This window comes from Cohnella terricola (genome assembly GCF_007786475.1).
Lineage (GTDB): Bacteria > Bacillota > Bacilli > Paenibacillales > Paenibacillaceae > Cohnella > Cohnella terricola.
Window position 1 is genome coordinate 84,341 of record NZ_VNJJ01000010.1, and the last position, 22,085, is coordinate 106,425.

Annotated in this window: 19 protein-coding genes; 13 read left to right on the forward strand and 6 right to left on the reverse strand. The window is 54.6% G+C overall.

The features are described 5' to 3' along the window. The first annotated feature begins 7 nt into the window (after nucleotides 1–7). The 3 genes from FPZ45_RS17210 to FPZ45_RS17220 all read left to right on the forward strand — a co-directional run bounded on the left by FPZ45_RS17210 (nucleotide 8) and on the right by FPZ45_RS17220 (nucleotide 3,389). Complete coding sequence (locus FPZ45_RS17210; protein ID WP_144704560.1) at nucleotides 8–1,660, forward strand: b(o/a)3-type cytochrome-c oxidase subunit 1; 1,653 nt, start codon at nucleotides 8–10, stop codon at nucleotides 1,658–1,660. Nucleotides 1,661–1,826: 166 nt separating this feature from the next. Then, the gene (locus FPZ45_RS17215; protein ID WP_144704563.1) at nucleotides 1,827–2,549 is read left to right on the forward strand and encodes an SDR family NAD(P)-dependent oxidoreductase; all 723 of its coding nucleotides are present in this window, start codon (nucleotides 1,827–1,829) and stop codon (nucleotides 2,547–2,549) included. A gap of 108 nt (nucleotides 2,550–2,657) precedes the next feature. Continuing rightward, complete coding sequence (locus tag FPZ45_RS17220) at nucleotides 2,658–3,389, forward strand: hypothetical protein (protein ID WP_144704566.1); 732 nt, start codon at nucleotides 2,658–2,660, stop codon at nucleotides 3,387–3,389. A gap of 82 nt (nucleotides 3,390–3,471) precedes the next feature. Here the strand turns inward: FPZ45_RS17220 and FPZ45_RS17225 are convergent, their stop codons facing one another. Next, complete coding sequence (locus FPZ45_RS17225) at nucleotides 3,472–4,812, reverse strand: sensor histidine kinase (RefSeq protein WP_144704569.1); 1,341 nt, start codon at nucleotides 4,810–4,812, stop codon at nucleotides 3,472–3,474. Between the two features lie 167 nt (nucleotides 4,813–4,979). Between FPZ45_RS17225 and FPZ45_RS17230 the strand changes: the two genes are divergently transcribed. Further along, nucleotides 4,980–6,323, forward strand: a complete 1,344-nt coding sequence (locus FPZ45_RS17230) for a DRTGG domain-containing protein (RefSeq protein ID WP_144704572.1) — start codon at nucleotides 4,980–4,982, stop codon at nucleotides 6,321–6,323. Nucleotides 6,324–6,331: 8 nt separating this feature from the next. Here FPZ45_RS17230 and FPZ45_RS17235 read toward each other — a convergent pair whose 3' ends face one another. The 3 genes from FPZ45_RS17235 to FPZ45_RS17245 form a co-directional block, all read right to left on the reverse strand. Next, nucleotides 6,332–6,631, reverse strand: coding sequence for a YtpI family protein (locus FPZ45_RS17235; RefSeq protein ID WP_144704575.1), 300 nt, complete (start codon nucleotides 6,629–6,631; stop codon nucleotides 6,332–6,334). A gap of 108 nt (nucleotides 6,632–6,739) precedes the next feature. Beyond that, nucleotides 6,740–7,234, reverse strand: coding sequence for a sporulation membrane protein YtrI (locus tag FPZ45_RS17240; RefSeq protein ID WP_144704578.1), 495 nt, complete (start codon nucleotides 7,232–7,234; stop codon nucleotides 6,740–6,742). Between the two features lie 9 nt (nucleotides 7,235–7,243). Next, nucleotides 7,244–7,570 carry a YtrH family sporulation protein gene (locus FPZ45_RS17245; protein WP_144704581.1) on the reverse strand — a complete coding sequence of 109 codons (327 nt, stop codon included), beginning with the start codon at nucleotides 7,568–7,570 and terminating at the stop codon, nucleotides 7,244–7,246. Nucleotides 7,571–7,683: 113 nt separating this feature from the next. On the opposite strand from FPZ45_RS17245, the gene FPZ45_RS17250 reads away from it, so the two are divergent. The 8 genes from FPZ45_RS17250 (at nucleotide 7,684) to FPZ45_RS17285 (ending at nucleotide 17,142) form a co-directional block, all read left to right on the forward strand. Then, nucleotides 7,684–11,307: a DNA polymerase III subunit alpha gene (locus FPZ45_RS17250; protein ID WP_144704584.1), complete on the forward strand. Its 3,624-nt coding sequence runs from the start codon at nucleotides 7,684–7,686 to the stop codon at nucleotides 11,305–11,307. 39 nt (nucleotides 11,308–11,346) lie between these two features. Then, nucleotides 11,347–12,090, forward strand: a complete 744-nt coding sequence (locus FPZ45_RS17255) for an alpha/beta hydrolase (protein WP_144704587.1) — start codon at nucleotides 11,347–11,349, stop codon at nucleotides 12,088–12,090. 143 nt (nucleotides 12,091–12,233) lie between these two features. Beyond that, nucleotides 12,234–12,422 carry a glutamate decarboxylase gene (locus FPZ45_RS17260; RefSeq protein WP_094050319.1) on the forward strand — a complete coding sequence of 63 codons (189 nt, stop codon included), beginning with the start codon at nucleotides 12,234–12,236 and terminating at the stop codon, nucleotides 12,420–12,422. A gap of 103 nt (nucleotides 12,423–12,525) precedes the next feature. After that, nucleotides 12,526–13,392 carry an acetyl-CoA carboxylase, carboxyltransferase subunit beta gene (gene accD / locus FPZ45_RS17265; protein ID WP_144704590.1) on the forward strand — a complete coding sequence of 289 codons (867 nt, stop codon included), beginning with the start codon at nucleotides 12,526–12,528 and terminating at the stop codon, nucleotides 13,390–13,392. After that, nucleotides 13,382–14,347, forward strand: coding sequence for an acetyl-CoA carboxylase carboxyltransferase subunit alpha (locus tag FPZ45_RS17270; protein WP_144704593.1), 966 nt, complete (start codon nucleotides 13,382–13,384; stop codon nucleotides 14,345–14,347). The genes accD and FPZ45_RS17270 overlap by 11 nt, the downstream gene beginning before the upstream one ends. A gap of 52 nt (nucleotides 14,348–14,399) precedes the next feature. Continuing rightward, nucleotides 14,400–16,154 (forward strand): pyruvate kinase, encoded by a 1,755-nt coding sequence (pyk, locus tag FPZ45_RS17275; RefSeq protein ID WP_144704596.1) that lies wholly within the window; start codon nucleotides 14,400–14,402, stop codon nucleotides 16,152–16,154. Between the two features lie 102 nt (nucleotides 16,155–16,256). Continuing rightward, nucleotides 16,257–16,724 carry an acyl-CoA thioesterase gene (locus FPZ45_RS17280; RefSeq protein WP_144704599.1) on the forward strand — a complete coding sequence of 156 codons (468 nt, stop codon included), beginning with the start codon at nucleotides 16,257–16,259 and terminating at the stop codon, nucleotides 16,722–16,724. A 16-nt stretch (nucleotides 16,725–16,740) separates the two neighbouring features. Next, nucleotides 16,741–17,142 (forward strand): FxsA family protein, encoded by a 402-nt coding sequence (locus FPZ45_RS17285; RefSeq protein ID WP_144704602.1) that lies wholly within the window; start codon nucleotides 16,741–16,743, stop codon nucleotides 17,140–17,142. A 10-nt stretch (nucleotides 17,143–17,152) separates the two neighbouring features. On the opposite strand, the gene ytvI is transcribed toward FPZ45_RS17285, so the two are convergent. After that, the gene (gene ytvI / locus FPZ45_RS17290; RefSeq protein ID WP_144704605.1) at nucleotides 17,153–18,265 is read right to left on the reverse strand and encodes a sporulation integral membrane protein YtvI; all 1,113 of its coding nucleotides are present in this window, start codon (nucleotides 18,263–18,265) and stop codon (nucleotides 17,153–17,155) included. A gap of 143 nt (nucleotides 18,266–18,408) precedes the next feature. Here ytvI and ppk1 point away from each other — a divergent pair, with 143 nt between their 5' ends. After that, complete coding sequence (ppk1, locus tag FPZ45_RS17295) at nucleotides 18,409–20,490, forward strand: polyphosphate kinase 1 (RefSeq protein WP_144704608.1); 2,082 nt, start codon at nucleotides 18,409–18,411, stop codon at nucleotides 20,488–20,490. Nucleotides 20,491–20,511: 21 nt separating this feature from the next. Here the strand turns inward: ppk1 and FPZ45_RS17300 are convergent, their stop codons facing one another. After that, complete coding sequence (locus tag FPZ45_RS17300; protein ID WP_144704611.1) at nucleotides 20,512–22,053, reverse strand: Ppx/GppA phosphatase family protein; 1,542 nt, start codon at nucleotides 22,051–22,053, stop codon at nucleotides 20,512–20,514. Nucleotides 22,054–22,085: the final 32 nt, after the last annotated feature.

Here is a 22,085-nt window from a genome sequence, read left to right on the forward strand (position 1 = left end):
GCGTCCCATGAATTCATCCAAAATCGCGACGTTCGACCGCAACGACGGCCGACTGGTCATCGCCCACATCCTGTTTGCCTTCGGGGCGCTGCTCATAGGCGGCATCGCGGGCATGCTTCAAGGCATGGTCAAAGGCGGAACGATCACCCTGCCTGCCAACATTGGCTATTATGAGCTGCTAACCGCGCACGGCGTGCTCATGGCGCTCATCTTCACGACTTATTTCATTATCGGTTTCTTATATTCCGGCGTCTCGAATACCTTGGGAGGCAAATTGCTTCCTTTAGCCCGGAAGTTCGGTTGGTGGGGTTACTCGCTCATGTCCGTCGGCACGCTGATCGGGGTCGTCGTCATCCTGCTCGGCAAGGCAAGCGTGTTATATACGTTCTATGCGCCGATGAAAGCTTCTCCTTACTTCTATATTGCTCTCGCGCTAGTCGTCATCGGGAGCTGGCTGAGCGGCTTCGGCATTTTCTATCAATACGTGCAGTGGAGAAAAGGCAACAAAGGCAAGCTGTCACCGTTATTCGCCTACATGTCCGTCATCACGATGCTGCTGTGGCAGATTGCGACGATCGGCGTGGCGCTGGAAGTGGTCGTACAGCTCATCCCGTGGTCGTTCGGTTGGGTGGAAACGGTCAACGTCGTGCTCAGCAGAACGTTGTTCTGGTTTTTCGGTCACCCGCTCGTCTACTTCTGGCTGCTTCCGGCCTATATTTGCTGGTACGTGATCATTCCGAAAATTATCGGAGGCAAAATATTCAGCGACGCGCTCGCCCGGATGTCGTTCATACTGTTCCTGCTGTTCTCGATTCCGGTCGGCTTCCATCACCAGTTGATGGAACCGGGCATCAGCCACTTCTGGAAATTCCTTCAGGTCGTGCTGACGTTCATGGTCGTCATTCCTTCGCTTATGACCGCGTTCTCTCTGTTCGCGACGTTCGAGCTGCACGGAAGGTCCAAAGGCGCCAAAGGGCTGTTCGGCTGGCTTAAGTTCCTTCCGTGGACGGACGTTCGGTTCTTCGCCCCGTTCATGGGTATGTTAATCTTTATTCCGGCAGGGGCAGGCGGACTCATCAACGCGAGCAACCAGATGAACGCCGTCGTCCACAACACGCTCTGGGTCACCGGACACTTCCATCTGACGGTGGCGACAAGCGTCGCGCTGACGTTCTTCGGCATCGCCTACTGGCTCATTCCAACGATTACGGGCCGCGTGCTTACGCCGCGCTTGAACAAACTCGGCATCATCCAGACGCTTCTATGGTGCGTCGGCATGTTCATCATGTCCGGAAGCATGCACATCGTCGGCTTATTGGGCTCTCCTAGACGAACGGCGTACAACGTTTACGACGATCATCCCGACGCCATTCTCTGGATGCCGTACCACGTCGCGATGGCCGTCGGCGGAATTATTCTGTTCGCCGGAGTCGTGTTGATCATTTATAACATAATCTCCTTAATGCGAGCTCCGAAGGGCGAAACGGAGTATCCGATCGGCGAAGTGTCCGAAGCTTCGGAACCGACGCCTCGTTTCCTGGAAAACTGGAAGCTGTGGATTACCGTCGCCGTTATTCTGATCGTGATCGCGTATACGATTCCGTTTATCGATCTGATCGGCAACACGACTCCGGGCTCGCCCGGATACGTCACCTGGTAATCGCCCATACTCTCGTATTCCGATTACCCAAGCCTGCTGCCGTAAGCCTTTCGAGGCTCGGCGGCAGGCTTATTTGCATGCGCGGCAACGGAGGCGAAACAAATAGCTTCGAACAGCGTCTTATTGACGAATAGCTCAACGCGAAAAAGGCCGAGGGGGAGTAAGGATGAGCAAAGTCGCTTGCGTGACGGGAGCGGATTACGGGTTGGGATTAGAGCTCTCAGCAGGATTGCTGGAGAGAGGATACAAGGTGTTCGCCGGGCGTTACTGCCTCGAAGACGGGGAAGGATTGACCGCACTCAAGAGCCGCTACGGGGAGCAGTTGCTAACCGTGCACATGGACGTTTCCGACGACGCAAGCGTGAGCAGCGCGGCGGACTGGATCAAGGAACGTACGGAGACGATCGATGTGCTGATCAACAACGCGGCCAAGCTCGGCGATATCCAGCAGACGATTTTCGGCGAACCCCGGTTTCAGGAAATGCTGGACGTCTATAACGTGAATGCGGTCGGTCCTCTTAGGGTTGCGCACGCCCTGATTCAACCTCATCTTCGTTCGGAAACGAAGCTGATCATGAACATCTCGTCGGAAGCCGGCAGCATCGGGGATTGCTGGCGCACCAATTGGTTCGCGTATGCGATGTCGAAAGCGGCCCTCAACATGGAGACGGCGCTTCTCCACAAAGAACTCGAGCCGTTAGGCACTTCCGTTATTTCCGTTCACCCGGGTTGGGTGCGCACCTACATGCAGGGGAAATTAGACGAAGCGGCGACCTATACCTCCGCCGAGGCGGCGTCCCATATTCTGAATCTTGCCGAGCGTCCCGATCTATACAAGTCCGAAACGCCCCTATTCGTGGATTTACTTGGAAATCCGCTTCCATGGTAATTTTCAACAAAAAAATGCTGTCAAATAAAAGGAAATTGCATGTTCTCGTCGAACAAACTTGTTGCTAGGAAAAATATTCCTAAGTTGTTCCGAGGAGGAAAATTCGACATGTCCGATTCGCAATCGAATCAGCCTGACTTGCATAAGCACGAAAATCACGAGCAAGCGGAAATCCAAGCCGCGGCTTCGTCAGCCGTTCCGGCGCAACCGCCGCAACATACGGGCAGCGAGCCGACGAGAGAGGCATCATCGCCATTATCGGAAGTGAAACCGCAGAAGCTGCTCGAGCTGCTGAAGAACCCTTCGGAGGCGCTAAAGCTTCAACCCCAGAAGGATTGGATTTACGGCGCGATCGGGGCGGCTGCGGGTGTAGTGGGTTTCTTTTTCTGGATTTGGTTTTTTCAGGAAGCAATAAGAGGTAAGTATGATTTCTTCGCTGGCTTTGGGAATCTATTCCGCTATAGCGTGATGGTGCTAGCGACGCCTGGCAAGTATTTGCTTCTCGGCGTTTTCTCCATCGCGCTGCTGGTCGGCACGCTGGGGGCGGTAGGCAACTGGCAGGGCGCCAGAAAAAGAAACTGGATGGAAGCCGTGACGTTCCAAGGCAGCACGCAATTGTTGTTCGGCGCGGGATGGATATTAAGCGGTGTCATCGCTTTCTTATCACTTCAATTGTCGATGCTTCTCGGCGTGATCATTTTGTTGATCAGCTTGCTGCTGCTCGTCTCCCAGGCTACGGATCTTCATGAGGTAAGCCGGGAAAAGAGATTCCTGTTTTTCGTGTATTCCATCTCGATCTATTTGGTGCTGCTTTTCCTCGCGTACGTAATCATTGTGTAAAATGACGCTTTCGCAATACAAAAGCCGCGCTGGTTCGGGAGTCGAACCGCGCGGCTTTTTGCCGCGAACGGAAGGAAAAGCGTCAGGGACGCTGCCTATGCGGGATCGCCACGCGAACCGTGGTGCCGTCTTCTTCAGTGGATTCGATCTGCAGACGGCCTTGATAATGACTGACTCTTTCCTGTACGATCGCAAGCCCGAGCCCGGAGTGACCGGTCTTCTTCGTCGTGTATCCGGGCAGCAGCATCATTTGCTTCTCGGCGTCGGACAGGAGACGTCCTCGGTTAGCGATCTCGATCGTCAACAAACCGTCGGAAATGCCCATATGGAGGCGGACCCGCCTTTGATCTGGAGGAAGCGTGTCGCTCTCTTCGAAAGCATTATCGACGAGATTGCCGACGATCTTTACGAGGTCGATCGATTTAACGGTCGCTTCGATGTTCAGATCTTCGGGAATGTCGCAGGTGAATGAGATGCCCCGCGAAAGCGATAATTCCGTTTTCGCCTGAATAAAGGCGGCGAGGGCAGGTGACGAGTGGGAAACGACGGATGCGACCGAATTGGACTCCTTCACCAGGTCGTCCATATATTTTTTTAACTGCTCGAGCTTGTTCATCTTCAGCATCGACGAAATCACTTGCATATGGTTCAGGAAGTCGTGCCGCTGTCCGCGAATGATCGTGAACATTCGTCCGATCTCCTCCACGTAGACGTCTTGAGTTTGCCGGACGGCCTCCTCTCGAATTCGAACCAATAGGCGGACCGTATAGAAGAACGCCCCGAACGTCAACAGGACGAGCGCATAGAAGACCAGGTTGAAGGCAACGCCCGAATAGTCTCGTTCGTACTCCGAACCGATCGCGAACAGCAAACCGAGAAGGAAAGCCTGAAACAGCGTCAGCAGGACTACTTCCGTCGTGCGGGTTTGTTTGATATTAATGAAATACTGATATAATCGTTGGAAGTAGGCAAAGTTTTTGTTCTCCAAGTATCGCGCCAGCAATAGGAGCGCCAATCCTATTGGAACGAATACGGATTGGTATTGAAGCGGGTGATGCCGCGCCATTCCTGCTGGGAGAAACGAACCGTACGCAGTTTGCAGCAATATGAAACCCATCAGATCGGTCAACAGGCTAACCGCGGAATAGCTGAGAAACACGACCAGAACGTTTCGAATGCCGAATTTACGGAAGATGACGTAAAGGACGAGAAACACGATGCACGTTGAAGTCAAGACATGTATGATCGCAGGTACGAAAAGATAATCGATATCGATCAAAATGGAGCTCACGACCGCGAAGAGAATCAGTTTCCGGGCATGGTACCTGGGCATAAGCCCCCAAATCGCGAACGTCAGCCACATGCGAACTATGGCCTGGGGGATGGACACTGCCATTACGATATAGGAATAATGAAGCAGCATTAACTACGAGTTCCCCCTAACAATTATGTCGAATCGGCTCTACTAGCCGCAGATTTTCGTCGCGAGACTATCTCATTACTTTACATTTGTTTGGCAGTCTTTGGAATAGTCAATTCGCGATTTAACATGAAATTTACTAAACGGATAAAAGAAAGCGGGTATGCGTCATGCCGGGAAACGATATATATCCGAATGAATTAACGAAACACGAGTTGCTTCTTCAATATATCCGCGAGCTTCCGATCGGTACGAAAATTCCCGTCCGCCAAATGGCCAAAGACAGGGGAGTATCCGAAGGAACCGCGTACCGAGCGTTGAAGGAAGCCGAGCAGCTAGGTCTTGTCAGCACGAAGGAGCGGATCGGAACCGTTCGGATCGACAAGAAAAGACGAGGCAATCCGGAGCAGCTTACGTTCGCGGAAGTGCTGGAAATCGTTCAAGGCAGCTTGCTGGGCGGGGAGGAAGGATTGGAGAAGTCGCTCCATAAGTTCGTCATTGGAGCGATGGAGCTTGGAGAGATGATTGGTTATATCGACGCGGGCAGCTTGCTTATCGTCGGCAACCGGCAGAGCGCGCATCGGATCGCATTGGAGCAAGGCGCCGGGGTTCTTGTCACGGGGGGGTTCGGAACAAGCGAGGAAGTCCGGGCACTTGCCAACGAACGGAAACTCCCGATACTGACTTGCCGCCACGATACGTTTACCGTCGCGTCGATGATTAACCGGGCGATGTACGACCAATTGATCAAGCGGAAAATCATGATGATCGCCGATTTGCTGGAGCCGTCCGCGCGAAGCGGCGCGCTGAAGCAATCTTCTACCGTATCGGATTTTCACAAGCTCAGCGAAGAGATGGGAAGCAGCCGGTTTCCCGTTACCGACGAATGGAATCGCGTCGTCGGGATGGTCACGTCCAAGGACGTGGTCGGATCGCCGCAGGATCAGACGCTCGACAAGCTGATGACGAGAAGGCCGATGACGGTCACGATGAATACCCCGGTCGCATCCGCGGCCCATCGCATGGTGTCGGAAGGCATCGAGCTGCTGCCCGTAGTCGACCGGCAACGGAAGCTGATGGGAGCGATCAATCGGGCGGAAGTGCTCAGAGCGATGCAGTTCGCCAATCGTCCGGCTCATCTCGGCGAAACGTTCGATGCGCTCATGTGGGGCGGTTTCGCGGAGCAACGCGACTCGGAGAACCGGCTCTCTTTCGCGGGTTTGGCCACACCGCAGATGTCGGGTCCATTGGGTACGATATCGGAGGGCGTTCTGACTTCTCTTATGCAGCAAGCGGCGAGCAGGGCGGTAGAAGAACTGGGGAAAAGGGAGCACGTGCTGGACAATATGACGACTTATTTTCTGCGAACCGTGCCGGTGGACGCGAGCATCTCGATCGTGCCGCAAATTATCGAAGCGAGCAGAAGATATGTAAAAGTGGAAGTCCAGGCGATATTGGACGGAGAGGCGGTCGCCAAAGCGATGCTGACCGCCCAAACGATCGACCCGGCTTAACCCGTAGGTTATTGCCGCAGAAGACGGGCAAAGTGGGAATGGTTGCGCATGCCGGCGAACAGGTTGAATAAGCCGAGCAAGAAAAAGAGGGCGCCTACGACAACCCTGACGGACGACCCCGTAAACATAAACATCTGGATGAAGGCGATGAACACTAGCATCAACCCCATGCTGATGTTCATGCGGGAAGCGTACAGCCCGCGCAGCCGTACGTCGCTCGAGCGGCGGGAGCGGAAGCTGTATAACGCGGAGAAAAAACAGGAAATGACGATCAGGGTGCCGAACACCCATTGCAGCGCGTTAACCATGTCGCGTGTAGCAACTCCTTTCGAACTATGCCGAACGAGCATTATTGTACCATAAAAAGAAGCGGAAAGCGCGCCGGGCAGGGCGTTTGTCCTCACGAGGATAGGAGCTTATTTGCCAAGATGTTTTTTGGCTTCCACCCACGTCTGGAGCACGCCGTCGACGACGAGGATCGTGCGGATCGTAACGTCGTAATCCTGGCCTTCTACCTGCGCGTACATTTTCGTGCTTAGAAGTTTTCGAGCCATCTCGGCGTCTTTATTGATCAGGTAGATGCTTCTCCCCTGGAAAATCTCCAAGTCGTCCTTGAGCCTTTTTTTCAGCTCCTTCTCCGTCAGGATGTCCAGCGGTTCGTTGGCCTGCTCGTAGACGAAAGTCATCACGATACTCCGGATGACGTTTTCTTTGCGAATGAGGTGGGCTGCCTCCAAATCTTTTTTTACCGTTTCGAGCTGATCTTGCAAATTATAATTTTCAAAGATGACCTTGTCGACGATCGCATTTTTTAACGCGCTGTATACAGCGCTGCCCACGATCATTCCGCACACGAAAAAAGCCGTCACCTGCATGAATTTCTGGAACCGGTCGAAAGAAGGGATGCGCATGGCGACGGCTCACCCCCCGTTGTTATGCAGCCATTGTACGAGCTCCACGCCCATATGGGCGCCGAGGAAAGCGAACATAATATAACCGATCTGCTGGATAGCAGGGGAAAGATAACCTTCGAGCACGTGCGATTCGATGACCCGGATCGGATCAATGGTGCCGCCGACGGCTGCGACGAGCGCCCAGATTTTTAGATTGCCCGCGACCAGAAGCATCTTCTCCTTGGGCGGGACGAGCAAGAATAACGACCCCATACCCGCCAACAGCGCCCCGCCCAGAACGACGCCGAATGCGATGAAAAAGCTGAAAGCCGCTTTAGTGATAAACTCGTCCATGACCATTCCCTCCGCGTCCTGGATTTACCTTCACTATCATATCTATGGGACTGGCCTATGCGCTTATGATACAATTAATAAAAGAGAACGATAGCGGAAAAGAAGGGATACACATGTGCGATTTCGTTCACCTTCACGTTCATAGCGAATACAGCTTGCTGGACGGCGCTGCCCGCATTAAAGAGATGGCGGCCACGGCGGCGGAACTCGGCATGTCTTCGCTTGCCCTTACGGATCATGGCGTGATGTACGGAGCCATTCCATTCTATAAAGCTTGCCGGGAGCGCGGCATCAAGCCGATTATCGGCATGGAAGCATACGTGGCTGCGGGATCGCGGCACGACAAGCAGTCCCGCAAAGAGCAGCCGACCTATCATTTGACGCTGCTAGCGAAGAATGAAACGGGATACCGCAATTTAATGAAGCTGACCTCTATCGGCCATCTGGAAGGTTTCTATTATCGGCCGCGCATCGATTTCGAGGCGCTGTCGGCCCACGCCGAAGGCATCATTTGTTTGAGCGGGTGCATGAGCAGCGAGTTGTCCCGGCATCTGAAGGAAGATGATTACAAGTCGGCGAAAGCGACGGCGCTCCGGTACCGCAAGCTATTCGGCGACGATTATTACTTGGAAATTCAAGATCACGGCATTCTCGAGCAGAAGAAGATTACGGCCGGCGTCATTCGCTTGTCCGAAGAGCTCGGCATTCCTCTCGTCGCGACGAACGATTCCCACTATATTTGCGAAGGCGACCATAACCTGCAAGACGTGCTTCTGTGCATCGGCACTGGCAAAACGGTCGACGATCCGGATCGGTTCAAGATCGAGACGACCCAGCTCTACCTGAAAAGCGGAGACGAAATGTCCGCTTTGTTCCGCCATGTACCTGAGGCGATCGCCAACACGGCGAAGATCGCGGACAGCTGTAACCTCGAACTGGAATTCGGACGGCATATTCTGCCCTCGTTCGCTCCGTTGCCCGAGGGAAAGACGGCTGGACGGTATTTAGCGGAATTGTGCGAGAGAGGTTTAAGAGAGAGATTCGAAGGAACGGCCGAGTGGGAGAGATCCGATTTCCGCGCGGATGCCGAGGATCGGCTGCGATACGAGCTGCAGGTAATCGGCACGATGGGATTTGACGATTATTTCCTGATCGTGTGGGATTTTATCCGGTTCGCGCACGAGCAAGGCATCGTGACGGGGCCGGGGCGGGGATCCGCCGCGGGCAGTCTGGTGGCTTACGTGTTAAAGATCACTGATGTCGATCCGATCAAGCACAAGCTCCTGTTCGAACGGTTCCTCAATCCCGAGCGCGTGACGATGCCGGATATCGACATCGATTTCAGCGACGAGAGACGGGACGAAGTGATCCGATACGTCGTCGGGAAATACGGCGCGCAGCACGTCGCCCAGATCATTACTTTCGGTACGCTGGCGGCCCGTGCCGCCGTGCGGGACGTCGGAAGGGTGCTTAACCTCCCTTACGGCGAAGTCGACAAGACCGCGAAGCTGATTCCGGGCATGCCGGGTATGACGATCGACCGGGCGATGAAGGAAAGTCCGGAGTTCAAGGCACTCGCCGACGGAGAGACCGGAGCGGGGCAATTGATCGCGATGGCGCGGCGCGTGGAAGGCATGCCCCGGCATGCCTCGACGCATGCCGCCGGCGTCGTCATTTCGTCCGATCCGCTGACGGACTACGTGCCGCTGCAGGAAGGCACCGACGGCGTACCGCTTACTCAGTATTCAATGGAAAACCTGGAAGCCGTCGGCTTGCTCAAGATGGATTTCCTCGGACTGCGAACGTTGTCCATTATCGAGCGGACGTTGGCGTCCATTCGCGAAATGACCGGTCGCGAGCTAAGGTGGGAGGAAGTGTCCTACGACGATATTCCGACTTACGAGTTAATGGGCCGCGGGGAGACGACGGGTATTTTTCAATTGGAGTCTTCGGGGATGCGGCGAGTGCTTAAGGAAATGAAGCCATCCTCATTCGAGGATATCGTCTCGGCGGTCGCGCTGTACCGTCCCGGTCCGATGGAATTTATCCCTCAATTCATTCGCGCGAAACATGGGCTGATCGAAGTCGAATATCCTCATCTCAATTTGAAGGAGATTCTTGCGGATACTTACGGCATTATCGTCTACCAGGAACAGATCATGCAGATCGCGTCCGTGATGGCCGGCTTTTCGCTCGGACAGGCGGATCTGCTGCGGCGAGCGGTAGGCAAGAAGAAGCGGGAAGTGCTGGACGAGCAAAGGAAATATTTCGTCCAAGGGAGCCTCGGACAAGGCTATACGAACGAGGAAGCGAACGGCGTGTACGATCTGATCGTCCGTTTCGCGGACTACGGCTTTTGCCGGGCGCATGCGGCGGCGTATGCGGTTCTCGCTTTCCAGACGGCTTATCTCAAGGCGCACTATCCGGTCGCTTTTATGGCGTCGATGCTGGCGGCGGTCGTCGGCAATCAGCGTAAAACGGCGGAATACGTGGACGAGTGCCGCAGAATGGGGATCGCCGTGCTTAAACCCGACGTGAACGAGAGCGGCGTGTTATTTACTCCGATCGCGACGGGCGACGGAGAGAAGGGCGCAATCCGCTTCGGACTCGCCGGCGTGAAGAACGTCGGCACGCAGGCGATCGAGAGCATCATGCGCGAACGGGTCGAGAAACCTTTCGAGAGCCTAAGCGACCTGTGCAGAAGAGTCGACCCGCGCACGTGCAACAAGCGTGTCATCGAATCGCTCGTACTGGCAGGAGCGCTGGAGTCCATGCCGGGGCACCGCTCCCAGCAGCTAGCCGCGCTCGAGCCGACGATTGCGGCAGCGGCACTTTGGCGCAAGGAGCGGGAAGAATTCCAGATCGAGCTGTTCGATTTCGAGGAATCCCCTAACTGGAATGTAGAGCTTCCCGCTATACCGCCGTATACCCAACCGCAGATGCTGGAGCTCGAGCGAGAACTGATGGGACTGTACCTATCCGGCCATCCGCTCGATGCTTACGATGGAATATGGGAAGAATTAAAGCTAGAGCGGTTAGTCGATATCGCCGACGTGCCGGATGGCACAACCGTATTTACCGCGGGAATGATCGTCTCGTCGAAGCCTTTCGTCACCCGCAAAGGGCAGGCGATGGCTTTTCTGGAGATCGAAGATCGGATAATGGGGACGGAGCTAGTCGCATTTCCGTCCGTATGGGCCAAGGCGGCTTCCGTCGCCAAGAAAGGCTCGCTCGTGTTCGTACGGGCGAAAGTCCAGCAAGGAGACGAAGATTACAAGCTGCTGGCGGACGACATCCTGCCGCTGGAAGCTCCGGATCTGACTCAACAAGCGGAACGGTTGCACAGAATCGGACAATACCCGCGATCGGGCGGCGGCCGTTACGCGGATCGCGCGAATAAAGCCGCCCCTCAGGCTTCCGGCGAAAGCGGACGGAAGACGTCCGCAAGAGCAACGAAAACGATCGCGGCACCTGCCAAACCCGCGGCCCCGGACGTATCCGGCGGCGGCCCGTCGCGAGTGTATATTCTCATTGACGCATTACATGAGAAACCGGCGACCTTGATCCGGCTGAAGCTGCTGCTCAAGTCGTTTCCCGGCGAACTGCCGACGATATTGAGGTACGAAAGAGATCGGCGCACCGTAGCATTGAGCGTGGAATACAACGTGGATCCGAGCCCTGAGCTCGTAGCCGAGATGGAGAAGCTTCTCGGCGTCGGCATGATCCGGGTCAAGTAATCGGATGTCATAAAATAAAATGGCGAAGGTGAGACAACAATGGCTTTTCTACAGTGCAATTTTTCATCGGAATCATTGGAAATATCTGCATCCATGAACGTGATTTTGCCTCAAGGCGAGAAGAAAAGACCTTATCGGACGTTGTATTTGCTCCATGGATTGTCTGACGATCACACGGGCTGGAGCCGAAGAACGTCGATCGAGCGGTACGCGGAAGCACTCGGCATCGCGGTCGTTATGCCCGCGGTTAACCGCAGCTTTTATACCGACATGAACCGTGGCGCGAAGTATTGGACCTTCGTCGCCGAAGAGCTTCCGCAGATTGCGCGCTCGTTCTTCCCGCTGTCGGATCATCGCGAAGACAACTTCGCGGCGGGGCTGTCCATGGGAGGATACGGCGCGATGAAGCTTGGCCTGTCATTCCCGGACCGTTTCGCAGCTGTCGCGAGCCTGTCCGGAGCGATGGATGTGAACCGTCTCGTCACGGAGAGAAAGTATCCGGACTTCGCGGATATATTCGAGGATTCGTCTTCAGTCGCGGGGTCGCCGGCGGATTTGTTCGCTCTTGCCGAACAATGCGCCGGCAAACAGGAAATTCCTCTATTATATCAGGCGTGCGGAACGGAAGATTTCCTGTACGAGGATAATGTCCGTTTCCGCGACCATTGCCGTAAGCTCGGGCTGCCGCTCACGTACGAGGAGGGGCCGGGAGATCATGAATGGGGATACTGGGACCGCTATATCGAACATGTACTGAAGTGGCTTCCGCTGAAGGGCGATTGATGGATTCGGCCATCTTGCCCCGCAGCAACGCTTGGGGAAACTGCCGCTCTTTGGTTGCTAGTCTTGCGGAATTTGTGCTATGATTTTCATATTGCTTCAACATCATTCTATTCGAACGACTAAGAAATTGGGGGTACCGCATCATGTGGACGGTCATCTACATTGCACCGACCGCTAAGATCGCCGACAGGATTCAGAAGCGTCTTACCGATGAAGGGTTTCTTGTACAAGTACGCCCCATTAATCTGACGAAACCGCAGTATGAAATACTAGTTCCATCCGGCGAAGTGCGGGAAGTGCAAGAAGTATTAGGCAGCATTCTGCACCTTTAATTCATTACGATACCCATAGAGGTTGTTCAAAACCGAAAAACGGGCTTTTTGAACGCGGACCCATCGTTTGACGGTCGCCATTTATCGCTTGTGAGGTGTCGCTGTGTTCAAGGATTTATTTCAGAAGAAAAAATACGCCGTCGTTCCGTCGGAACGCACGAAAAGGGATATTCCCGAAGGCCTGATGAACCGTTGTCCGAAATGCGGACAAATCCAGCTGAGCAAGGAGCTGGAGAAGAATTTGAAGGTATGTTCCGGTTGCGGACACCATTACCGTCTGAACGCCTGGGAGCGCATCGCGATGACGCTCGATGAGGGGCGTCTTTTTGAGATTGACGAAAATCTCGTATCCGAGGATCCGCTTCAGTTCCCCGGTTATGCCGCGAAACTAGAGCAGCAGAAAGCCAGCTCCGGCTTGAATGACGCTGTCGTGACCGGCGAAGGGGAAATCGGCGGATTTCCGGCCGTTGTCGGCGTCATGAGCTTCGATTTCTTCAGCGGAAGCATGGGGTCCGTCGTCGGGGAGAAAGTCACTCGCGCGATCGAACGGGCGACCGAGAAAAAGTTGCCGCTTGTTTTCTTCTCGACTTCAGGCGGAGCCAGAATGCAGGAAAGCATTCTCAGCCTGATGCAGATGGCGAAGACGAGCGCGGCGCTCGCCAAATTCCAGGAGCAGGGAGGCCTGTTCATCTCGGTGTTCACGGATCCGACGCTCGGAGGCGTATCCGCGAGTTTCGCGAGTTTGGGCGACTACAATCTGGCCGAGCCTGGCGCGATCGTCGGTTTCGCGGGACGAATCGTCATCGAACAGACGATCCGGCAGAAGCTGCCGGACAATTTCCAGACGGCCGAATTTAATCTGCAACATGGTCAACTGGACAAAGTCGTCCATCGCAAGGACATGAGAGCGCTGCTGACCAAACTGCTGGATATGCACGCATGGAAAGGAGAGCCGGCTGATGTCCAGTGAACTGCCTTTTGAGAAGCCGCTCGCCGAACTTCGCAAGAAAATAGACGAGCTTAAACATTTCGGCGCCGAGAAGCAGATCGATTTCACGGATGAAATCGGACGGCTGGAGGAACGTTACAAACAACTTGAAGATGAACTCTACGGAGGCATGAGCGCGGCGCAGATCATGCACATGGCCCGCCACCATCAGCGTCCGACAACGCTCGATTACATCCCTCTGGTGTTCACGGATTTCGTAGAGCTTCATGGAGATCGGGTATTCGCCGACGACCTCGCGATCGTCGGAGGGCTTGCCAAGCTGAACGGCGTTCCGGTTACGGTCGTCGGCCACCAGCGCGGCAAAGATACAAAGGACAACATCCAGCGTTTCTTCGGCAGCCCCCATCCGGAAGGTTTCCGCAAAGCGCTTCGTTTTATGAAGCAAGCGAATAAATTCGGACGCCCGATCATTACGTTCATTGACACGAAGGGCGCATACCCCGGCAACACGGCCGAGGAGCGCAACCAGTCGGAGGCGATTGCGCGCAACCTTCTGGAGATGGCGATCTTCGGCGTGCCGATTATCTGCGTTGTCATCGGCGAAGGCGGAAGCGGCGGCGCGTTGGCGCTTGGCGTCGGCAACCGCGTGCTGATGCTCGAGAACGCGATCTACTCGGCGATTTCCCCGAACGGAGCCGCTTCGATTCTGTGGAAGGACGCCTCCAAGGCGGACGAGGCCGCGGAAGCGATGAAGATTACGGCGAAGGATTTGCTCGAGTTCGAGATTATCGAAGGGATCATTCCGGAGCCGCAGGGCGGCGCCCATCGGGACAAAGAAATACAGGCCGAGGCGATCAAGGAAGCTCTATGGCGCCACTTGCAAGAGCTCTTGAAGCTAACGCCCGACGAATTGAGGGAAGACCGGTACAGAAAGTTCCGCAAAGTCGGAAAGTTCGGTACCGTAGAGCTTGAATAGCTCTTATATACATGTGAACAAAGGCAACATAAACGGAGGTAGTGGAGAAACCATGCGCAAAACGAAAATCGTCTGTACGATCGGACCTTCCAGCGAATCGTTGGAGAACACGAAAAAATTGATCGCGGCCGGCATGAACGTAGCCCGTCTGAACTTCTCGCACGGGGACTACGAGGAGCACGGCAACCGGATCAAAGTGATTCGCCAAGCTTCCCAAGAGCTGAACAAAACGGTAGCGATCCTTCTCGATACGAAGGGGCCGGAAATTCGTCTGGGCAAACTGAAGGAAGAGCCGATCGAGCTTGTTCAAGGCGAATATATTACGTTGACGACGGAAGAAATTCTGGGAGACATCAATCGCGTTCCGATTACGTACAAGGAATTGCCGAGCGACATTAGCGTCGGTTCGACGATCTTGATCGACGACGGCCTGATCGGCATGACGGTCGTGGATATCCAAGGAACCGAGATCAAGTGCCAAATCGTCAACAGCGGCCAGATCAAGAGCAAGAAAGGCGTTAACGTTCCCGGCGTGGCGATCTCCATGCCTGGTTTGACCGAGAAAGATATCAGCGACATTAAATTCGGAATCGAAGTAGGCGTCGATTTCATTGCCGCATCATTCGTTCGCAGAGCGAGCGACGTCATGGAAATCCGCGAACTTCTCGAGCGTCACGACGCTCGCTACATTCATATCATCTCCAAGATCGAAAATCAGCAAGGTGTCGACAACCTTGACGAAATCCTTGAAGTTTCCGACGGACTCATGGTTGCGCGTGGCGATCTCGGCGTCGAGATCCCTGCGGAAGAAGTGCCGCTCGTACAAAAAATGATGATCGAGAAGTGTAACCGCGCCGGCAAACCGGTCATTACCGCAACGCAGATGCTGGATTCCATGCAACGCAACCCTCGTCCGACGCGTGCGGAAGCTTCCGACGTTGCCAACGCCATCTTCGACGGCACGGACGCGATCATGCTGTCCGGCGAGACGGCTGCTGGTAAATATCCGGTTGAATCCGTACAGACGATGTCCCGCATCGCCGAACGCGCAGAATCCGCGCTTCACTACCGCGAGATTTTCAAGAAGCAGGCGAGAGCACAGCAAACGTCGGTAACCGAAGCAATCAGCCAAGCGGTTGCCAATTCCGCACTCGATCTGGAAGCGAAAGCGATCGTGACTTCCACGGAGAGCGGTTATACGGCTCGCATGGTTTCGAAATACAAACCGAAATCTCCGATTATCGCCGTTACGCCGGTCGAGCAAGTGCTTCGCCGCTTGCAGCTCGTATGGGGCGTTCTTCCGGTGAAAGGCGTATCCGCTGCGACGACGGACGAAATGTTCGAAATCGCGGTTAAAGGCGCCTTGGAATCCGGCCTCGTTCAATTGGGCGATACGATCGTCATTACTGCGGGCGTCCCTGTCGGCCGCTCCGGAACGACGAACCTGATCAAGATTCACAACGTCGGCGAATTGATCGCGAAAGGCCAAGGAATCGGTTCCCAAAGCACGACAGGCAAAGTCGTTATCGCGAAGACGCCTGAAGAAGCAAATCGCAAAATGGTTGACGGAGCGATCCTTGTCGCGCCATCCACCGATAAAGAATATATGCCGGCAATCCAGAAAGCGGCGGCTGTCATTACGGAATGCGGCGGCATCACATGCCACACGGCCGTTGTTGGCCTGAACTTGGGCATCCCTGTTATCGTGGGCGTGAACGACGCGACCTCGATTCTTGAGGATGGCATGGAAGTCACGCTATATGCCGAGCATGGCGTCATTTACTCCGGCCAAGCCAAAGTAATGTAATCGAACGGAACGCGAATACGAGATTTCCCCGCAGCCCGCGCTGCGGGGGATTTTTATATCCGGCGCAACTAAAAAAGATGTCGTTGGAAGGAGGAACGATCCGTGGGTCAATGGTTTTTGCATCCGCTTCGGGTAAGGTATCAGGAAACCGATCAGATGGGGGTCGTCTATCACGCGAATTATTTGAACTGGTTCGAGATCGGGAGAACGGAATGGGTCCGCCAAGCCGGCATAGCCTATAAGGATATGGAAGCGAGGGGGCTTCTCCTGCCGGTTACGGACGTCGAAGCATCCTTTAAGCAACCGGCCAGCTACGACGAATGGGTGACGGTATGCACACGAGTCGCGGAGATGACGAGCGTGCGCGTGCGTTTTGAATCCAGGGTGATCGACGGGAATTTGACGGAACAATTCGGATCAAGCTATGCGGGAGAGGAACCGCCTGGCACCGTGCTCGTTAAAGGCGGTACTCGGCACGTGTGGGTGAACAAGGAATGGAAGCCGGTCCGATTCGCAAAGGAAGCACCGGATTGGTACGACAAAATGCTCAAACTCGTCGAGGTGGACTGAGAAAAGAGGGATGGCCATGCAAAGAAAACTGCTACCGATACTAGTCGTTGCGGCGCTCATCGAGATTTGGGGTATTTACATGATGGGACGTTGGATCGGCGGATTCTGGACGTTCTTGCTGTTGCTTGCGACGTTCGCGCTTGGCGCTTATTTGATCCAAACGGAAGGACGCAAAGTCTGGCAGCAGGCGAAAACGCAAATGCAGTCGGGCCAACCGCCGGGACACGCGCTGCTTGAAGGTTTGTGCGTATTGGTTGGAGGCATATTGCTGATGGTTCCCGGATTCATTTCCGATCTGGTAGGGATCACGATGATATTGCCTTTTACCCGTCCAATCTACAAGCTTTTTATGTATCGTTGGCTGGAACGTTTGGTGCGCGGAGGGCGGTTTACGATTTATCGAGGGCCGCATCGTTAACAGACGGAGATCATCGCCCGTATCTGATATATTTTGCGATATCCCGAAAGACATTGGCGCGATGGCAAGCCGTTAAGACGACCATGGTTACGGGGCCGAAGATCAATCCGAATATACCAAACAGCTTAAGGCCCACGAACATCGCGATCAATGTCGGCAACGGATCGAGCCCGACACTGGACGCCAGCACTTTGGGTTCGCTCAGCTGTCTGACGACGAGAATAACCCCGTACAGGATAGACAATTTCGTTCCGAGCTGCCAGTCTCCGGCCAAGAACGAATAAGCGATCCATGGAATCATCGTCACGCCAACGCCCACGTACGGCACCAGGTCAACGAAACCGAACAGCAAACCGACGGACAAGGCATTTTTGATCCCGATGATCCATAATCCGATCGAGACAACGACCGCCGTGATCAATACCATGATGAGCTGAGCTCTTAAATAGCCGAATAAGGCTTGCCGAAGGCCGCCCCATACCGTGCCGACTTTTCGGATCATCGTTCGCGGAAACCAGAGCTTGATGCGTCGCGTGTAGCGATTCCAATCTTTGCTGATAAAGAAGGAAGCGACGAGCACGACGCCGGCGATCGTAGCCACGGACGGCAATGAATATAATATATTCACGATCGTGTTGAAAAACAGGCTGATCAGCCCGGTTCCCGCATGCGTGACGGCTTGCGCGGTATTCGATATGCTATTGTTGATCGTTTCCTTGTAGTCGGGATTCTGTTGATAGAAATCGTTAATTCTCGTCACCATGTTTTGAATTTCCGGCTTGGCGAGCAAGTCGTTAAACCACTGTTCCAACCAGGCGACCAGATCTTGCATTGAACCCGACAAGCTCATAATTTCGTTAACCAAACGCATCACAAGCGCGGACACGATCGTGATCATGATCGCGGCGAACAGGAGCAGGATTACGGTAACTGCAAGCCATCGGGGGAAACGAGCCCGCGCTTGAAGAAAATTCACGAGCGGATTAAGCGCGTAAGCCAGCAGCCATCCGAGGAAGAACGGATAGACGAGCGGCCAAGACCACCACAAAACGAGCACGATGATCAAAAACAACGACGCAACCTGAAAAAGACGCAGAAATTGTCCGCCGATTCTCCGATTCACGTTAATCACCTTTTTCCCTGTTTCTTCATTTAACTCTCCGTTAACGATTTGTTGATGCTCGGTTTACAATTGACCGACATAATGGAGAAGACAAGTCGAATTTCCGTTTTTCACCGCATGAACGTCGAACAGGGGGAAGCCATATGTCCAGCGTAAAGAAGTACATTAACCGGGACCTGAGCTGGTTGGAGTTCAACAAACGGGTGCTCGAAGAAGCGGAAGACGCAGGAACGCCACTTCTGGAACGCCTTCAATTCCTCTCTATCGTACAAAGCAACCTAGATGAGTTTATGAGCGTAAGGGTCGCGGGATTACAGGCTCAGATCAGAGCTGGTTATTCGAAGACGGATTTCACCGGGTATACGCCGAATGGCTTGATCAAGCGTTTGATGAAAAGAACGGCCCGAATGGTTAGAGAGCAATATCGTACATATCGCGAGCTCCTGCGTCTGCTTTCCAAGGAAGGCGTTACGCTGACAACTTTCGCAGACCTGAGTGAAGAGCAGAAAACGACAATGACGGACTATTTCAAACGGATTATTTATCCCGTGCTCACGCCGATGGCGGTCGATCAAAGCCGCCCTTTTCCGCTCGTGCATAGCAAGGAATTGTATTTGTCTGTTGTTTTGAAAAAGGAAGAGGAAATCTCGCACGACGAGGTTCAAACTTTTTGCGCCATCGTACAAGTGCCTTCGATTCTGGCGCGCACCGTGGTCGTGCCCGGAAGAAAAAACAGCAGAAAGTTCGTTTATTTGCTGCTTGAGGATTTGATTAAGGAGCACATCGGCTTACTGTTCAGCGGTTATCGCACGGAGGCGGTTCATGCATTCCGCGTGACCCGCAACTCGGATCTTACGCCTAACGAAGAAAACGTGGAAGATTTGCTGCAAGAGATCGAGAAGGAGCTGCGCCGCAGGCAACGCGGACTGCCGGCCAGGCTCGAGGTGGAGAAGGGCATTCATCCGGACGCGTTGGAGCTGCTTCAGGACGAGCTTGATCTTGAGGACGACGCCTTTGCCGAGATCGAAGGGCCGCTCGACCTGGGGTTCTTGTCCAAGTTCGTGGGGGGGCTGCCAAACTACGATCACCTTCGGTATCCGAAGTACGAGCCGGTCTATCCGAAGGAATTCGATGAAACGGAAGATATGCTGTCCGTGCTTCGCGAGCGGGACGTGCTTGTCTACCATCCTTACGAATCGTTCGAGGTCGTGAACGACTTTATGACGGAAGCGGCCGCTGATCCGAACGTACTTGCGATCAAAATGACGCTATATCGCGTCAGCGTGAATTCGGCGCTCTTACAGGCGCTTGTGAACGCGGCGGAATCGGGCAAGCAAGTCACGGTTGTCGTGGAGATTAAAGCCAGATTCGACGAAGCCCGGAATATCGCTTGGGCCCGCAGGCTCGAGAAAGCCGGCTGCCATGTCGTATATGGCTTGGTGGGGTTGAAGACGCATGCCAAGATTACGCTCGTCGTCCGCAAGGAAGCGGACACGCTCCGGCGCTACGTCCATGTAGGCACCGGCAATTACAATGAAAATACGGCTCGCCTCTATACCGACGCAGGGTTATTCACGAGCGACCCGGCCATCGGCGCGGACGCCACCGCCTTGTTCAATGAAATGACGGGTTATTCGACGCCGCATCTCTGGTCGTCGTTCGCCGTCGCGCCGATCGGCCTGAAGCCCAAGCTGTTTGATTTGGTCGATCGCGAGATCGGGCACGCGGCTGCCGGCCGTCCGGCGCGGATTGTGGCGAAGATGAACTCGCTATCGAATCAAGAGATCATAGACAAGCTTTATGAAGCTTCGCAAGCGGGAGTGAAGATCGATCTGATCGTGAGAGGGGTATGCTGCTTGCGTCCGGGTGTTCTCGGTCTAAGCGAGAATATTCGGGTCATCAGCATCGTGGATCGATATTTGGAGCATGCGAGAATATTGGCGGTTGGCGGGGAAGGCGAAGAGGAGGTTTACATCTCGAGCGCGGACTGGATGACCCGGAACTTGAGTCGCCGCGTGGAATTGATGTGCCCGGTATACGATGCGGGACTTCGCCAGATGTTAATGAACATTCTGCGGATGAATTTGCACGATAACGTCAAGGCGCGTGAACTTCGGCCGACGGGTTCTTACGAACGTGTCATCAATGGCGAAACGCCGCTGCGAAGCCAATTCGAAGCGGCGGATATTCCGCTGTGGAAATCGATCGCTTCGGTAATGGAGTAAACATAATCGTACGGATCGGGGTTACCCGATCCGTACGGTCAATTCGGGGGTTATCCCCCAATTTTTTTTGAATTCCTTGGCGATCTTCTCGACTTCCATCCGTTCTACGGGCAGCGGATGGGTAGCGGCGGCGACCAACTGCAGCCGCTTGCCCGAGTGGCCGATCCCCAGCGATACGATGGCCTGAGATTCGCTTCGGTCGAGCGCGGAAGCAAGCTGGAGCAAGGAACCTAGCTTGCCGATCGTCTCCGCGTCTTCTTCAGCGAGGATAGATCGGTAAGGGGCGAGTTTGCGCTTGAGCGGATTACCTCCGCGGTAGGAGGCGATCGCCGCAGTGATGATCGTTTCCCGGTGAGACAAGCCGTTCCATTGGGTATGCAGCAGCATGTAGAAGGTATGGTCCGCGCAATCGTTGAAATCGATCACGGTTCCAATGCGAAATAGTCGCGCCGCGGCATCCAGCCATATGCGGCCGGCCTTCGGCATCGCCGTTTTCTCCTCGAGCTGATCGTATAACGTTGCGGCCAATCTGCGAACTTGCTCAAGATGGCCGAGCGGAGCGCCGGGATATAAAGCCATCAAGTTGCTTATGCTTTCTTCTAGCACATCGTTCCCGGACACGGCGTTATGCTCGGGAAGGCAGGTTTCGTAGAAGAGGCCGTCGCGCAAGCCGGTGCCGCATACGACCAACCGGGATGACCGGGTCTCCTGCATGACGGCGATCAGAATGGCCAGTCCCGGCACGATCACGTCTCCGCGATCTTTCGATAGACCGGGAAGTTTCCTTCGCTGGTTTACGGAGATCGAGGATAGAAGCTCCAACGATGATAAGATGCCGTCAAGTTGAAGCTCGTAACCGTGAAGGCGATGATAAGGATAACCGGATTCCTGCTGGTATAGCTTGGCCATCGCGCGAACCGTGCCTCCCAAGCCGATCAGCGGAAGATCCGCGTGCTCGGATATCCACTTCTCCTTGCGAAGTAACCGGCGGGCCTCCGATTGAATATCCGCCAGGGTGGATGGCGACACTGGACCGCTTCCCAAACCGAATTTGGCCGAGACGTTAACGCATCCGATCGGGAAGGAAACTGCCGATACGACTTTTCTGTCGCGAATGAGAGTGATTTCGGTGCTTCCTCCGCCGATATCCACGATGTAGCCATCCGTGTAATGCAGACTGTTAAGCATCGCTTTGCTGCCGATTCGCGCTTCGTCCTCGCCGGACAGAATTTCAATGGAGAGGCCTGTCGCCTCTCGCAGTTTCGCGATGACAACATCGCGATTGATCGCTTGCCTGACGGCTGCCGTGGCGACCGCGCGAACGTTGCCTGCGCCGTGCTTGTCGCAGATGAGCAAGTACCGCCGAAGTACTTCGGCGAGCTCGTCGATGGCATCATCCGGCAAAGCGCCTTCCGCGGTCATTCGCTGGCTCAGCCTGGCGGCCCAACGGCCCTGGTCGATGACGCGGTAGGCTCCGTTATCCGAAAGCCGATAGACGGACAATCGGACGGTGTTCGAGCCGATATCGATAATTCCCGTAATTTGATTGTTGTTGGCGATCATTCCGCAAGTCCCCCTGCCGATTCGAGCTTTCG

What these genes read in the sequence shown, in the direction of transcription:
- FPZ45_RS17220 (WP_144704566.1), top strand. Translation starts at nt 2,658, where the DNA reads ATGTCCGATTCGCAATCGAATCAGCCTGACTTGCATAAGCACGAAAAT.
- FPZ45_RS17245 (WP_144704581.1), bottom strand. Translation starts at nt 7,570, where the DNA reads ATGGACGAGTTTATCACTAAAGCGGCTTTCAGCTTTTTCATCGCATTC.
- pyk (WP_144704596.1), top strand. Translation starts at nt 14,400, where the DNA reads ATGCGCAAAACGAAAATCGTCTGTACGATCGGACCTTCCAGCGAATCG.
- ppk1 (WP_144704608.1), top strand. Translation starts at nt 18,409, where the DNA reads ATGTCCAGCGTAAAGAAGTACATTAACCGGGACCTGAGCTGGTTGGAG.
- FPZ45_RS17270 (WP_144704593.1), top strand. Translation starts at nt 13,382, where the DNA reads ATGTCCAGTGAACTGCCTTTTGAGAAGCCGCTCGCCGAACTTCGCAAG.
- FPZ45_RS17230 (WP_144704572.1), top strand. Translation starts at nt 4,980, where the DNA reads ATGCCGGGAAACGATATATATCCGAATGAATTAACGAAACACGAGTTG.
- FPZ45_RS17250 (WP_144704584.1), top strand. Translation starts at nt 7,684, where the DNA reads ATGTGCGATTTCGTTCACCTTCACGTTCATAGCGAATACAGCTTGCTG.
- FPZ45_RS17260 (WP_094050319.1), top strand. Translation starts at nt 12,234, where the DNA reads ATGTGGACGGTCATCTACATTGCACCGACCGCTAAGATCGCCGACAGG.
- FPZ45_RS17240 (WP_144704578.1), bottom strand. Translation starts at nt 7,234, where the DNA reads ATGCGCATCCCTTCTTTCGACCGGTTCCAGAAATTCATGCAGGTGACG.
- FPZ45_RS17235 (WP_144704575.1), bottom strand. Translation starts at nt 6,631, where the DNA reads ATGGTTAACGCGCTGCAATGGGTGTTCGGCACCCTGATCGTCATTTCC.
- FPZ45_RS17210 (WP_144704560.1), top strand. Translation starts at nt 8, where the DNA reads ATGAATTCATCCAAAATCGCGACGTTCGACCGCAACGACGGCCGACTG.
- FPZ45_RS17255 (WP_144704587.1), top strand. Translation starts at nt 11,347, where the DNA reads ATGGCTTTTCTACAGTGCAATTTTTCATCGGAATCATTGGAAATATCT.
- FPZ45_RS17215 (WP_144704563.1), top strand. Translation starts at nt 1,827, where the DNA reads ATGAGCAAAGTCGCTTGCGTGACGGGAGCGGATTACGGGTTGGGATTA.
- FPZ45_RS17225 (WP_144704569.1), bottom strand. Translation starts at nt 4,812, where the DNA reads ATGCTGCTTCATTATTCCTATATCGTAATGGCAGTGTCCATCCCCCAG.
- FPZ45_RS17285 (WP_144704602.1), top strand. Translation starts at nt 16,741, where the DNA reads ATGCAAAGAAAACTGCTACCGATACTAGTCGTTGCGGCGCTCATCGAG.
- FPZ45_RS17300 (WP_144704611.1), bottom strand. Translation starts at nt 22,053, where the DNA reads ATGATCGCCAACAACAATCAAATTACGGGAATTATCGATATCGGCTCG.